Genomic DNA, 13,992 nt, shown 5'->3' on the forward strand with positions numbered 1-13,992 from the left:
GGTTAAACGCCTCACGAATAGCCACACCACGCTTTTTCAGTTCAATTTGCACCAAAGGCAAACCATTGACCAAAATCGTCACATCGTAACGGTTGGCATGGCTTCCCGTTTGCTCAAACTGCTTAATGACCTGCACTTTGTTACGAGCAATGGTCTTCTTGTCGAACAAGTAGATATTTTCTATATGGCCATCATCAAAGACAAAATCGAAGATATAGTCACTGTGCACCTTACGGGTTTTATCAAGATTATTGTCGCTTGGGGTGTTTAAGTATTGCTCGCAAAAGCGACCCCACTCGGCATCAGTAAACTCGACCTTATTGAGGGCTTGTAATTGTTTACGCACATTCACCATCATGGCATCGGGCGTGGTTAGCGCAGGTAAATACTCATAGCCCTGATTAGCTAAGTCTTGAATCAGTTCACGCTCTAAATCACCTTCGCTCTGGTAGCCCTCAGCAATTTGGTCTTGGCGTGTGTATTTATCTAAAACAATAAAGTTATTCGATTCTGCAATACTTTTATAGCTGGTCATTGTAACTCCTGCTTCTTGAAGCCATATGTTCTAAACAAGTGATTGACTAAAGCTTCAAGATTTTCCTTATCTTTTTCTTCAATATCTGTAATTTCTTCCCCAGCATGTGCAGAGTGGCTGGCCAAGTTAAGAATTCTGTTTGAAAATGGATCAGGTGAGCCATCAGCGGTTTTTATCAAAAGATCTTCCCAGCGCGGATACCCAAGGAAAGTAGCGGTTTTTTCTAAAATATTTCTCATGAATGAAAAGTGATACTTTCTGACTTGTTTATTTTTAATAGCTTCACGAATTTCAGATAATAAGAATAGATGATACGAAAAGGGGTGATCATTCGAACTGAACAGTTCGAAAGTTTCGTCAATATTTTTAACAAGCCGATGCTTTTCTGATTGATCGCGTTTATACAACCACGTTGGGCTTTTACCTTCTGCTGGGTTTTTAAGGTCGTTATTTAACTCATTGTGTAAAACATTATAAAACAATGGGCTATGAGTAGTGATGACGAATCTGAGACCGCGGCCTTCAAAGTAATAGCTTCTTTTGATTAAGTCAGCTAAATCAACGGCCAGTTCAATAAGGTGGGTATCATCCAATGAACTCACTGGATCATCAATAAATACGTATTCTAAGGCATCAAACTTACGAGTAATTCTATTGGTAGCATCTTGTTCATTAAGGGTGGAAATAACTTGTTGTAAAAGGGTATACATAACACTCCAAACAAAGTTGCTTTCCTCACCTTTTGAAATTTTTATTACTTCGTATTTACCCTGAACGACATTTTCGACACCATCAGACGCAGCAACAGCAGCCTCATAGTCAACTGGTTCATTCGCGGCTACTTGAAAAGTGACCTCAGAAAATGCAGGAACCGTTACTTCTTTTTCATCAATTTTAGCTTTGTATTTTTCATTAAAAATTGGGGTAGCTTTGCTACCCGTATAACGTTGAAAGTTTGTAACGATGTTACCGTCTTCACCTAACTCTTTTAACAAATCTATCAACCAGCCCGTAAAAGTATTTGGTTGTATTTTTAACTTTGGGTTCGAATCTTCTTTTAAATCGTTGTCCCAGTAAAACAAGTCTTCTGTAAAGGCGTTGTAATACAGGAACTTTTCACGCGATTGCCCAGCGTCTCCGTCAGTACCATCGTCTTCTTTAGAAGGAACAATTTCCTCCTTAAATGCTCGTGACAATCGAGTTTTCCCTGTGCCATTAAAGGCATAGATTAACTGTACCTTTTTATTCTTGCTGATTAATTCTTTAGCTATTTCCTTTAGTTCCTTACCCATATTAAGCTGCCGCCTCTTCAGGTTTAGGGAAGCTCAACAACAGGTCACGATAATACTCGTATTGCTTCTGGCGCAGTTCGATTTCGCGGGGAAGGCCTTCCGTGATGGAGTTGGTTAGCGCGTCGAATTTGTCGAGGATGGCGACGATGCGGGCTTGCTCTTCTGGATGTGGAATGGGAATTCTAAACTGCCTTAATGTTGTCAGATTAAGCATTCCGTAGTTACGCATTTCAGATTTAAGCACTTCGTATAAATTTGTTATGTAGTAAAAAACAAATTTGTCACTCACAGCTTCAGGTTTTTTTGACTTAATGCTGGCAATATTTTGATTTGTTGCAGCCGGGAATTCCAAAAACGCAGTTTTGAAAATGGTTGCGCCTACAAGTGCAATCAAGGTGGTTTTTTTCTGCAATAATTTCGCGCTTGACTTTGATAGCCCAAGTTCAGTTATAAAATTATTGGCAAAATAAACTGGCTCGTTGTTGCAAGACTCAGATTTTAGCCAAGGGATGTTTCCGTCATCCCAATACTCTGGCTTCGACTTCGACGGTGTACCACCAGAGCCAACTTCAAAGAAATTTTCATCCCCCAACGTCTTCCACTCAACTTCACCTTCTTCAAAACTTAGCAACTGGTCGCGGTAGTAGTTGTATTGTTTTTTGCGCATGTTAAGCTCGGCGGTCAGCTCGGCGGTCATGGCGGTAAATGCGTCCAGAATGCGTACAATTTCAGCTTGTATTGCCAGCGATTTTTCTGGGTTATCTGGGCATGGGATGGGGATTTTTTTAGCACAGTAATTACTAATCCATTGCCGTTTATGATCACCTTCAATCAAGTCACTCGGTAGCGTATTCATCCAATAATATACGTACTTCAGCATGAACTTCGACTCATCACTAGATTTAATCATTTTCATTGCTGAGGATTTAGCTTTAAAGTCGAAATCAACCCATTTATTAGCAGTAGTGAAGTCATCAAAAATGATTACAGGATTTTCTGAAGCTCGATTTATCCCGTCTATTTCGTCCGTATAACCTAAAATAAAAGTCTTGCCCGCAGTTAATACAGGGACCTCAAACGAATCATCATAGTTTTTTGTTTTTACGAGATATTTTGTCGGCTGTTCGTATTGTGTTACATCCCCTAAAACTAATTCTTTAAGCTCAACCCCACCTGCCTGATCGGCAGACAGGTCCAGCAGTTTCTCTAAATAGTTCAAATGACTCATGCTTCAAGCTCCTGCCTGCCGGCAGGCAGGCCTTCAATGTGCTTTTTCAACCATTCACGGCCAATACCAGACTTGAAATATTTTTCCCTTGCCACAGCTTCTTCTTTGGTATTGAAAATTTCGTAATATGCAATTTTTATAGGTTTATGTTTAGCCGTGTAGTCTGCGCCTTTGCCAATCAAGTGTTGTTGATAACGCTTCTCAAGGTTATTGGTAAAGCCCTTGTAGAAGGCTCCGTTATCACAAAGTAATACATAGGTGTAAAACATTACCTCACCTCCTGCCTGCCGGCAGGCAGGTCAATTTCCGCGATAATGGCGTCAATATCAATGCGAAGCTTATCGATTTTTGCAACAGTGGTTTTTAGATCACGATTGAGTTCCGTAATGTTTGTGACTACGCGATTATCCTTAGCTTCTACATAACTGCTTACCGAAAGATTGTAGCTATTGCCTGCTATGACGTCCAAATCAACCGATTTAGCAAAGTGATCAACGTTCTCTTTGCTGGCAAACACTTTGATGATGTCTTCGATGTGTTGTTCAGTTAGCACGTTGTTATTGGTTTCTTTTTTAAACAAACCGCTTGCATCGATAAACTGGGTGGTAGTATCGGTTTTGTGTTTCGACAGCACTAAAATATTCACCGCAATAGTGGTGCCAAAAAACAGGTTAGGTGCCAGTGAAATCACCGTTTCAACGTAGTTGTTATCAATAAGGTACTGGCGAATTTTTTGCTCAGCACCACCACGGTAAAAAATACCGGGGAAGCAGACAATGGCAGCACGGCCTTTACTTGATAGGTAACTTAGAGCATGCAGCACAAAGGCAAAGTCGGCTTTTGATTTAGGCGCAAGTACGCCAGCGGGCGCAAAGCGGTCGTCGTTGATTAGGGTTGGGTCGTCACTACCAATCCATTTCACTGAATAAGGCGGGTTAGAGACAATCGCATCAAACGGCTTGTCGTCTAAAAAGTGCGGTTCGGTTAAGGTATCACCCAACTGAATATTAAACTTGTCGTAGTTAATGTTGTGCAAAAACATATTCATACGCGCCAAGTTGTAGGTGGTGTGGTTGAGCTCTTGACCAAAAAAACCATCTTCAATGATATGCGCATCGAAGTGCTTTTTAGCTTGTAACAGCAACGAGCCCGAACCCGCCGCAGGGTCATAGATTTTATTGACACTGGTCTGGCCGTGCATGGCGAGCTGTGCGATCAATTTTGAAACGTGCTGAGGGGTGAAAAATTCGCCACCGGATTTACCCGCATTCGCGGCATAGTTTGAAATCAGGAACTCGTAGGCATCACCGAATAAATCAATTTGGTTGTCTTCAAAATTACCGAAGGTTAAACCTGCCACCCCTTTTAACACAGCTGCCAAGCGTTTGTTTTTTGCCTCTACCGTATTACCCAGACGATTACTGGTGGTATCAAAATCCGCAAACAAGCCTTTGATGTCTTTTTCTGAATCATAGCCGTTGGCTGAGTTTTCGATTGCCGCAAAAATTGCTGCCAAATCCGTATTTAAATTTTCATTCTTGTGCGCATTGGCCGCCACATTGCTGAACAACTGGCTAGGGTAAAGAAAATAGCCTTTGGTTTTAATGGCATCTTCTTTAGCAAACTTGATGTTTTCATCATCGTCAGACATGGCGGCATAGTTAACACTCTCATCGCCGCCTGTGATGTAGTTGACAAAGTTTTCACTGATAAAACGGTAGAACAGCGTACCCAGTACATATTGTTTAAAATCCCAACCATCCACTGAGCCTCGAACATCGTTGGCTATCGCCCATATTTGGCGTTGAAGTTCGGCACGTTGTTGTGCAGCACTTTGTTGTGATTGGGTCATCTGTTAATTCCTGTTTTTAATTCGTCATAATTCGTTTATGGGTTACGCAATGTTCACTGTCGTCGAACATCATTGGTTAAACCCTGGAGCTAAATTCAAATTTCCGACCCCGTAGAGTGTCGGAGTATTCTTTAACCAAAGTTGGTATTCAGTGCCTTGAAGGCTGTGTGCTTTGGAACAATCTACATGCCATTGGCGAAGCAAATACCCAGCGGTTGCAGCCCTAATCTCAACCTTTAGAACGCCACCCGTCATGCCATAGTCCAGTTCAATCGCTTCGCTGTACTCTATGCGTGGGTGTGGCACTAACGCCAGCTCAACAAAGCGGTTCCATTGCCGGTCTTGGGTTTCGATCTCGGTTTCAGATAAAGTGGAGTCTTCAAGTACAACCGCTGCTTTAATTCGGGTCAGTACAAAGTCACGGAACTCATTATGCTTGCGATCAAAACCACGAACGTGCCAACGCAGGCCATTGTCCACCAGCGTATGCGGTACAATTTCACGCGTTGTTTCACCGCTCGATAACGACACATAGGTGATACTCAAGGCTTTGCCTTTGTGTATGGCCTCGGTGACTTTCGCCACTATCGATAAACTCGGCTTGTTAAGGTGATAAGGCGCTTCACAAGCAAGGGGTGGTTTTACCTTTCCAGTGAAGCCATCTCCGTACCCTTGGCTAATGGTTGCCAGAGTTCTCACAACGTCGTACTCGAACAATGGGGCAAAAGCTTCACCACGCTTATGCAATTTGAGCTTTTGGTCATACTCAATGTTGCCTGGTGCAAGCTCTCGGTACATTGTGAAGTCTTTCGTTGCTTGTGCAGCGGCAATGCTGAAGCGATCAACTAAATCCGCCCGCACCGCTTCGCCCTTAAACAATAAGGTGAAATCGATGTGGGCAATACGATCCCTGGTTGCTTGTGGCAACTGCGCTATCTGCGAAAGCGTATCTGACTTCGCCACTGCCGTTTGTTTCAGACCATCATTTGTCATGCGTCTTGTTTATCCAATTCAACCAGTTTCTTAAAACTCTGTTTATAAAGTACCGTCATACATCGCGTAATCACATTGAAAGGCATGGTGTAAAGCTGCTCTTTATCCGCAATGACTAATCAATCTCTACTGGTTGAAGCTGGACAGATGGTCATAAAACACTGAATAGGCTTCAACCTAATTAATTTTATTAGGTATCATCCTATCACAAATTATTTTGTAGACAAGCTAACATCAAAACCATAGTTGCTAAAGCTTTTCTGCAACCCTTCCTGCCCAATCTAAGATTGATTCTGTTGGAATCCCTGTATCGTGACCTTCAACAGATTTTGGATGAGATATGCCAATATGTTTTTTGAAGCCAAACATGGCATCCATTTCTTGCGTAGGCCAACTAAGTGAGTTTGCTACTACCCCTTTTTTGATTCGATAAAATTGTTCTTTCCAATTCCGTGTATCAGTCTGTCTAATGCATTTCGTAGAGAGCCACTTACTCAGCCCAGTTACATCCACTTCGAGTAAGTAATTCACCTGGCCATTTAGTTCTACTTCAACGCAGCGAATAGTTCTTTTCGCTCCTGAATCAATCAAATGGCATTTACTACGACCTACTTGATCTAACTCATGTGTGTAGGAATCAATAATTGTGCAGGCATATTTTTCCTCTAACATCTGCACCATCATGTTAAAAGCAGTAAATCGAGAAGCATACTCCTCAGATTGATCAGTGCAATCTTGCATTCCACCTCCCATATCGGCAGCAGGTATTTCACCATCCTGGCCAGGTTCATTTGTACTTACCGTATCACCTGCTTTCTTAGGTGGTTCTTGATTCGAGTCTGGCCTATGGCTCCTTTTTGGCGTAGTGACTTTTGCGGTTGAAAATCGGTTCTTAAATTTTAATGAGCAGGTATTTTCCCCAAGCAAAAATGCTTGGTTAGAATCAGAAGCGTCTCTGTCATCATCGATAACATGATCTTCAGGTAGTTCATATGGTCTAGGTCCTTTTCCACCAATTGTTGGTTGCTGGCTCTCATCTGAATGTGTAAAAGACGGGTTATGGAAGTAGATCCTAGAAGGCATCTGCGCATTAATTTCAATATCCGTGATCTTTTCAACTAAAAAGTATCTACCACTTGAGTCGAGCCTACCGTCATAAGAAAAAGACCACCCTGACATTTGCGGTGGATCAAAATGAAACAACCATCGCTTGTAACCAGACGATACATCTAGGTGGTTCTCGGTGCTGAAGTACCTAAAAATAGATTCAAATGAACGTTTAGCATTTTTATCAATTAGCAACCAGCTTAACATTGCTCGTGTGGCAGAATCGTTGAATGCTGAAGGAGGGAAGTTTGAAGTATGAAGCACTTCAATGTTGGCGTAGTCACGCTGGAAGTTAACGTCTACCCTAAAGTCCGTTAACAATCGTGAAGACATCAGCGACGCTCGCGATAAGTATGAGCTGGCATAAAACAATACCCTAGCCAACTCAAGCTGTGGAATAACCAGTTTTGGCGTATTAACTCTATCTACTACAAATGCACTTTGCTCTGATTCTTTGTTTCTAACAGAGGCTACATTAGTTAGATCTGGAAATTCGGCTAACGTGCTTTTTCTAAGATTATCATTAACGCTAAACCTATGTTCGCCACTTTTGAAGTGGTGTTCAGTCAATGCCCTCTGGTTTATGATTTTACCTCGGTACAAAGCTGGTACATTGGAAAATGCCGTCGCATGAAAACCGTTTTTTTGCTGTGGTGGGTAGCACCACACTTCGATTGAAGGACGGTAGGATGAATCGCTGGTTCGCAGCAACACTTTCCCTATATGTACGATGCGAACATCATCATCACATTTGTAAAATCTAGCTCCCACAGCTCTTCCTTATTTGATGTTTGATTCCGTAACAATCCATTCGAGAAGATTATCTACAATCGGCAATATTCTCTCTTTAGGAAGATTTGCTGAACGCATCAATTGCCAACGACTCAACCCTTCCGCTGCTTTTACCTGCGCTATTACTGTCATGCCAAGCCGTCGCGCCTGAAATTCAACAACACTTTCTTGATATCGATTTAAAGCACTTGCCAAAATTGGCAATAAATATAATTTCTTACCTACCGAATTGGAGTGCTTTAATTGTTTAAGCAAATAGTTCTGCGACCTTCTAGGCCCTTCGACGACAGCATCCAAACGCCCAAGCACTCTAAGCAGCTGCTTAGTCAAAGCCCGATCTCTTGCGCCCCAATCAACTCTGTTCTTTCTTGCTGGCAATTGCGTATGTTTTTGTCGATTAAAGGCCAATAACCAATCTCTATCATTTCGATGCAGCCAAGCATATAGTGCTCCGCCACCTAGAAGAGAGCGAGCCTTCTTAATCGATGTGGTACTAATTAAGTTTATCCACCTTTCACGCTTATCTTCAAAGTCTTTTGGCCCTGGCTGAAAGTAACATTTCGGCACAGCTTCACTTACTTTCCCTTTTGTTTTAACTTCTTTAATGATTTCACTCACCGTCATTTCAGGAACAAAAGCTGACCAAATTGTTAAGTGTTGCAAGTAACTGAACGCTTTACGATGATGACGAAATATTGTGCGTAGCCAATTAGTTTCCTTATCCAAACCAAAACTCAACTCTGGAATGGCAATCTTGCTTACAACAAGGTCTGCTACTTTTTCGTGTGAAACTTGCTTAGCACCTTTACCACAACCGAAGTCATGCGCTAAATAATTATAAAAGCGCCCCCATTGCTCATTAGTCGGGGAATCTTGACTTGGTAAGTGCAACAGCTCTTGCGCTTTTTGAGCTAAATAGCGCATCTGAGCTGTTTTAGTGTTTTCGCAAGGTTGATATGAATGGCATTGCACTCGGCTACATGCATGATACGTATGTCTATTATCATGATATGAGACTGACGACTGGTTCAAAAAACCATGTTCAAGGCAGTAAGGTAAAGATGGCAGAAACCACAATCTAGACCAATAGCTTTCGCCATATTTTTGCTCTTGCTCTGCAACACATACAGGACAAGCACGCAAAGCATCGGACATTTTAACAATGGATGCTGACGCACCTAACATTAAATGAACGGAACCTTGTGAGCGTTTTTCCATTCTAGCCATCGCACGCGACCTTATGTTTTCATTTACAAAGGGAGCGTAGATGGGAAACATTGTGTGCTCATAGATAAGTTGCGAAACATCGTACTTTCCGGTATTGACTAGCAGCTTAGATAGCGCCGACAAATGACTCGGTAAGTCTGTCGTGGCAACCACCTTCCGATCGCCAAACACTTCATCGAGTAGCTGTTTAGAGCTTGTAATAGCACTACGAACCCCAGCCCTAGCGACTAAGCTATAAATCAGTTCATCAGGATAAGGCACTGGAAAATTGCGCAATTCTATCCAGCCTTTTCTAACAATGACTGGATATTTAACACTAGACCCGATTTTGACATTGCTGAGTACATTTCGGTGTCAGAATCGGATTGAGAGTAAACAAACCTCAAGTCATCACTATCAAGTGTATGCCACTGAGCCCGTTTAATTGACGATGCTCTTGCCCCCTTGTTAGGTTTAGCTTCTTTTTTAGGCTGTAATTGTTCAGACTTAGTTAGTTGATCATTGACCATTGGCAGTAAGCCAATCCATGTCAATTCAGGATTTTGGTCAAATAGCTGTCGTATTACGGGCGCTAAAAGCGTTGAGTCAAACTCGTCTTTTAAGGCCATATATACACGGCGCTCTTCATCCGTTCTTAACTGTTGATATGCAAACTCTTCAGGTGTCTGTTGAGCCGATTCCGCAACACGTTGTCGTAGTTCCAATATTTTTTTATCGGTATCACTCAGTTTAAGATCTGAAAACTTAATCATTTCTTCGACATCACCAGAGCGCAGGGCCGCCAGCATTGGGTGAACAGGTTTTAATTCATCTTGATAAACCTGTTGCATTAATTTTGGCGTAATTCTTTCCACTCTTGTGGCAATTGCTCGCAACTGGCACAACACAAATAGTTTTACCACAATGTCTAAAACACCTTGGCTAAGGTCATACCATAACGCTCTAATTTCGTCCGATAGCACTTCATCGCGCTTTTGCAACCATTGGAGTGACCATAACTTATCAGTAAGCGCTTTCCATTCCCGCCCCTCTTCCATAGGGTCCCAAAAAATAGCGCCAAGACCAGATCCTCGTCTTGCAGATCTCATGTCAGCTTCAAATATTTCTCGCGCACGTGGTGTCCCCACTAAAATAACTGGAAGACCAATAGTATTTACCAACGTCACAAAGAAATTGAGCATTTTTTCAGAACCACCAGAACGCGAACGACTAAGGTGCTGTATTTCATCGATAATAAGAACGCCTACCGCATGAGAATTTGCCACTTGCGCCATTGCTGCCAAAAGCGTTTCAATACTGGGCCTTTTGCTCGTTGAATATTGCTTTTGATAGTTGGTAGTCCCTAGCGCTCGATCCATCGCTCGAAAAAAGTTCAAGCACAATTCTTTCAACGAACCATCATGGGAACAATCAATTTTTAGGTATACAACTTGTTCAAAATTTCTATCTGGGTGATAAATCACTTGTGGATATAGTGATAAAAGCTGTTTCATCGCAGTTGTTTTGCCATTACCACTACAGCCTATTAAAGTCATGCTTTGCGCTGTTGAATTAACATCGGTGAATTTTATCGCCTTTAAGTCACCAGATATGACACGTTCATAACCGTTTTGGATGTGCTTTGCCCAATCGCCTGTCTCTGGGTTTCTTCCTACATAACCACCCCGAATCATTAATGAAAGGCGTTCATGTAACTGTATGTGCTGGCTTAGCGGTTGAAAAAAATCATCAATAATACGACAAATACAATGCGCTCTTTCCACACCATTTAAATGAATATCTTCAATGGTGCAACGCAGTGAGCCCTTCAACGCACTTGAGTCATTTAGGAAGCTATTTAGAGGGGGAAGCGCCTCTATCAGCGGGTTACCTTGATAGGCTGATAATTTTGCAGTTTGATAAACAGCAACTACACGATGACTCTCGGCCTTTTTCATCAGCTATCATCCTCATCATCAAATAGTTCGGGTATAAAATCAGGAAGTTGATAGTTTTCTTCCTCGCCTTTTAGCGGTACAACCGTTGCCATTTCCTGTTGTTTAGGCCGATTCGGTTTTATTGCTAATTCCTTTCTCTCTTGCTCACGTGATTGCCGCTTATTAGCTTTAATCTCATTTATTTTTTGTGCATTGCTCAATGTACTAGTTTTACTATTCTTTTTAGCCTTCTTCAGTTTCTTTTCGAGAAGGTCATCAAAATCCCTTTCAACAGGTGCATACTGGTACTTAGCCTCAGCCAAAACTTGCTTTTGGGCCGCTTGACGCTCCCAAACTTGATACCAAGTAAGATCTCTGAATTCACGACTTCTTGTGGAAATATCACAAACCCAAAAAGTATTTTTTCCCTCCTCGGGAAACAGATAAATATGATTAACAGATCCAAGTTCATAGGCAGCATATAGACCTTTAGGCCTAGAAACTTTGGACGAGCGGTGCATCCAGCCTGTTTGAAGAACCTCTTTGCCTGAATAAATGACCCCCCATAGCTTTACGCCTAATTCAGAAACGGAGACCCTTTCGCGAGGTAACAACAAAATTTTTGCAAGATCAGTGTCTATGCTTCTTAACCGTCCTGTGCGGTGTTGAAGCCCCCATCGCCAGAGCTCTATTGGGATAGAAGGAAGGCTTTCTGGCATATCTGGTGCACGATCATATTTCTCTAAAGGTTTATTCAGATTATGAGCAAGAATGGAATAGAGCATAATTTCAACAAAATCGGAGATTGTTACCGCAGCTTCTACTCTATAATCTTTTTCACCATGCTTTTTAACCTTATTGCCGGATACGACACCAGGCATATAAGGTTTAAATTTGGCCTGAAAAGCCCCAAATGACCGTTCAACAATACCTTTGGCATCTCCCCTTCGAGGAGGTGCACTTTCAAGTCGAACTCCAATAGCATCAACTAAGTAGTTAGCTTGATGGCTCATTAATTCCCCACGATCAGCCAGTAACACATCCGGAATACCAACACATGGCCACTGTTCTTCTGAAATATCGATGCCATACCTTGCACACGCTTCAACTTTACTAATAAAGCTGGATATCAAAGCTTTCATTGCAACGGGATAAGACGCATTATCGAAACCAATATAAAAACCAGCAACCATGCGACTAAATACATCGATAACCATGTAGATCGTTGGCCTACCAATAACTTTGTCCGAGTCGTTATCATCCACCAAGTATATATCTGCAATGGTGGCATCAATTTCGTATCGACTACCTGGGCCTAAAGCCTGCTCGGTTGCAGTTCCATGAAGCGGCCTAACATCTTTGTTGTAATTGCCTTGAGGCGTCTGAACACAGAGCAGAGTAACCTTGTTATACTCTGTCTTGTAAAAGTATTGAAACTGTCGAAATGTTGGTATTTGATGCTCTTCGGCATCAGGATGTTTTACTTTGTACGCTTTGCCAAACTTGTTGTATGCGTAGCGAATTGAATAGCCCTTATCGTTCATCAAATACTTATCGCAAATGATTCGAAATTGTTTTCTAATATTTTCTGTTACAGGCTCTCCGCTGCCGATACCGTAAATCCTTGGTCTGCCAGCTTTGCTGGTTGAAAAGTTTCTTCTTTTTCCAGCTGCGCCAGAGTTTTTGTAATCAGGCAAAAGTGCATTTTTTATCTGCCCACGTTGCCAATAGCGCCTAACTAAACGGTAGATCGTTGATTTGCCTTTATCAGAGCTGGCAATAGCATGGTTAAGTCTTCTGGCTCGAATTCTCTTATCGAACGCCTCTTCGCCTTCCACTATAGGCTTGATCAGTTCATAATTACTTTGGCTTTGCTGATAAACACTAGACTCTTTAGCCCAAGATTCACCTTGTAGATAAGCATAGGGATCAGGAATTCTTTCTACACGCCCTTCATCAACCCAATGGTTGCATTCATCAAAGTAAATTTTTTCAGGTAAGCCTTTGTTCTCGTCAAGAGCAATCCAATAGAAGTAACTCGTTTCCGTGAGAAGTATGCGGTAAGGTTTACCATCAAATGAGAGTGTTTCATTAACTTGCCACATAAACATATCCTTCATTTAACGCCACACCTCTAAACGCAAGATCTTCTGCCCTCAAACTATGAAAAGGATAACGAATATCAAACGTAATCAACCTCGCGGCACACATCAGTCGGAGGTCAAACAAGGAGTCACCTAAACCCTGTCCGTATGCCTTGTCATATTCCTTACAAATATCAATCACTTTTCTATTAGGATGGTGAATAAAATAAGTTTTCATGTTTTCATACAATAGTATCAACTCATCAGTGACAAGCTCGTCAAAATAACCTTTAACACCATAAAGCCAGTCAATATTAGTTACGACTACTTTATCTATCTCTTTTTCTGTTACGAGAAACCATGGAATTTTTTTGAGCTGCCAGTACCGGCGCTCAATTTCCAATTTTTCTACCGTTCTCGGATCTTTTAAAGCGTTTGAGTATTTTGCTTGAATAGCGAATTTAGGCTGAGTTTTGGAAGTCGAATTGACCAGAAAATCAGATGACATGACTAGATTGGAACCGCCTTGAGAGGGATGCCAAAGTTGGCCTTCTTTAGAAATATTTAAAGTATCATCCCGGTTAAGTGGGAACTGCTCACGAATATCAGTTACGGCGGAGTTATGATCGAGTAAAAGAAAGACTGCGAATTCAAGATCTGATAAGACATGATGAATCCGGCCAGTAAGATGAGAAAAGACCCTTTGGGAGCGACCTTCCGATGGCACCTCATTAACATACAACCACGGCTTGTAGTTAGAAAGCCTACCAGCACCGCGACCCTCTTTAATCCGCTTGATGATTTGCGTTTCAGTTAAAACGTACTTTGATTTAGCCATAACAAAAATCCGGTCAACTTTTATTCAGTTTAACCGGATTTAAAAAGTTTTCAACTTTAATGTCTCAGTTTCAAACTTTATTGTTTAGTATCAATCTTTATTGTCCACCGACATCAGCTCAGCATCAT

11 protein-coding genes are annotated in these 13,992 nt (G+C 41.7%); all 11 read right to left on the reverse strand.

The genetic code is table 11. The features are described 5' to 3' along the window. A partial coding sequence (locus tag FKQ60_RS12090; RefSeq protein WP_249374292.1) for a type I restriction endonuclease occupies window positions 1-535 on the reverse strand: 535 nt, incomplete at its 3' end. Continuing rightward, complete coding sequence (locus tag FKQ60_RS12095; RefSeq protein WP_032482324.1) at window positions 532-1,827, reverse strand: AAA family ATPase; 1,296 nt, start codon at window positions 1,825-1,827, stop codon at window positions 532-534. The genes FKQ60_RS12095 and FKQ60_RS12090, both read right to left, overlap by 4 nt. 1 nt (window position 1,828) lies before the next feature. Further along, complete coding sequence (locus FKQ60_RS12100) at window positions 1,829-3,055, reverse strand: restriction endonuclease subunit S (protein WP_170906560.1); 1,227 nt, start codon at window positions 3,053-3,055, stop codon at window positions 1,829-1,831. Continuing rightward, entirely contained in the window at window positions 3,052-3,324 is a 273-nt protein-coding gene (locus FKQ60_RS12105) for a GIY-YIG nuclease family protein (protein ID WP_170906561.1), read from the reverse strand. Before FKQ60_RS12105 ends, FKQ60_RS12100 begins: the two co-directional genes overlap by 4 nt. Further along, window positions 3,324-4,907, reverse strand: coding sequence for a type I restriction-modification system subunit M (locus FKQ60_RS12110; RefSeq protein WP_170906562.1), 1,584 nt, complete (start codon window positions 4,905-4,907; stop codon window positions 3,324-3,326). The genes FKQ60_RS12105 and FKQ60_RS12110 overlap by 1 nt, the downstream gene beginning before the upstream one ends. Window positions 4,908-4,976: 69 nt before the next feature. Beyond that, window positions 4,977-5,900: a WYL domain-containing protein gene (locus tag FKQ60_RS12115; RefSeq protein WP_170906563.1), complete on the reverse strand. Its 924-nt coding sequence runs from the start codon at window positions 5,898-5,900 to the stop codon at window positions 4,977-4,979. Between the two features lie 249 nt (window positions 5,901-6,149). Beyond that, window positions 6,150-7,778, reverse strand: a complete 1,629-nt coding sequence (locus FKQ60_RS12120) for a Tn7-like element transposition protein TnsE (protein ID WP_170906564.1) — start codon at window positions 7,776-7,778, stop codon at window positions 6,150-6,152. 9 nt (window positions 7,779-7,787) lie between these two features. Beyond that, window positions 7,788-9,302, reverse strand: a complete 1,515-nt coding sequence (locus FKQ60_RS12125; RefSeq protein ID WP_170906565.1) for a TnsD family Tn7-like transposition protein — start codon at window positions 9,300-9,302, stop codon at window positions 7,788-7,790. A 2-nt stretch (window positions 9,303-9,304) separates the two neighbouring features. Continuing rightward, window positions 9,305-10,963: an AAA family ATPase gene (locus tag FKQ60_RS12130; protein WP_166697017.1), complete on the reverse strand. Its 1,659-nt coding sequence runs from the start codon at window positions 10,961-10,963 to the stop codon at window positions 9,305-9,307. Beyond that, the gene (locus FKQ60_RS12135; protein WP_249374293.1) at window positions 10,963-13,047 is read right to left on the reverse strand and encodes a transposase; all 2,085 of its coding nucleotides are present in this window, start codon (window positions 13,045-13,047) and stop codon (window positions 10,963-10,965) included. The genes FKQ60_RS12130 and FKQ60_RS12135 overlap by 1 nt, the downstream gene beginning before the upstream one ends. Then, window positions 13,034-13,864 (reverse strand): TnsA endonuclease N-terminal domain-containing protein, encoded by an 831-nt coding sequence (locus FKQ60_RS12140; protein ID WP_170906567.1) that lies wholly within the window; start codon window positions 13,862-13,864, stop codon window positions 13,034-13,036. The genes FKQ60_RS12135 and FKQ60_RS12140 overlap by 14 nt, the downstream gene beginning before the upstream one ends. Window positions 13,865-13,992 lie beyond the last annotated feature (128 nt).

It is taken from the genome of Vibrio sp. A11, from assembly GCF_013048705.1.
Lineage (GTDB): Bacteria > Pseudomonadota > Gammaproteobacteria > Enterobacterales > Vibrionaceae > Vibrio > Vibrio metschnikovii.

Coding starts and splice junctions, on each gene's coding strand:
- FKQ60_RS12100 (WP_170906560.1), bottom strand. CDS start 3,055: ATGAGTCATTTGAACTATTTAGAGAAACTGCTGGACCTGTCTGCCGAT.
- FKQ60_RS12095 (WP_032482324.1), bottom strand. CDS start 1,827: ATGGGTAAGGAACTAAAGGAAATAGCTAAAGAATTAATCAGCAAGAAT.
- FKQ60_RS12105 (WP_170906561.1), bottom strand. CDS start 3,324: ATGTTTTACACCTATGTATTACTTTGTGATAACGGAGCCTTCTACAAG.
- FKQ60_RS12110 (WP_170906562.1), bottom strand. CDS start 4,907: ATGACCCAATCACAACAAAGTGCTGCACAACAACGTGCCGAACTTCAA.
- FKQ60_RS12140 (WP_170906567.1), bottom strand. CDS start 13,864: ATGGCTAAATCAAAGTACGTTTTAACTGAAACGCAAATCATCAAGCGG.
- FKQ60_RS12115 (WP_170906563.1), bottom strand. CDS start 5,900: ATGACAAATGATGGTCTGAAACAAACGGCAGTGGCGAAGTCAGATACG.
- FKQ60_RS12130 (WP_166697017.1), bottom strand. CDS start 10,963: ATGAAAAAGGCCGAGAGTCATCGTGTAGTTGCTGTTTATCAAACTGCA.
- FKQ60_RS12135 (WP_249374293.1), bottom strand. CDS start 13,047: ATGTGGCAAGTTAATGAAACACTCTCATTTGATGGTAAACCTTACCGC.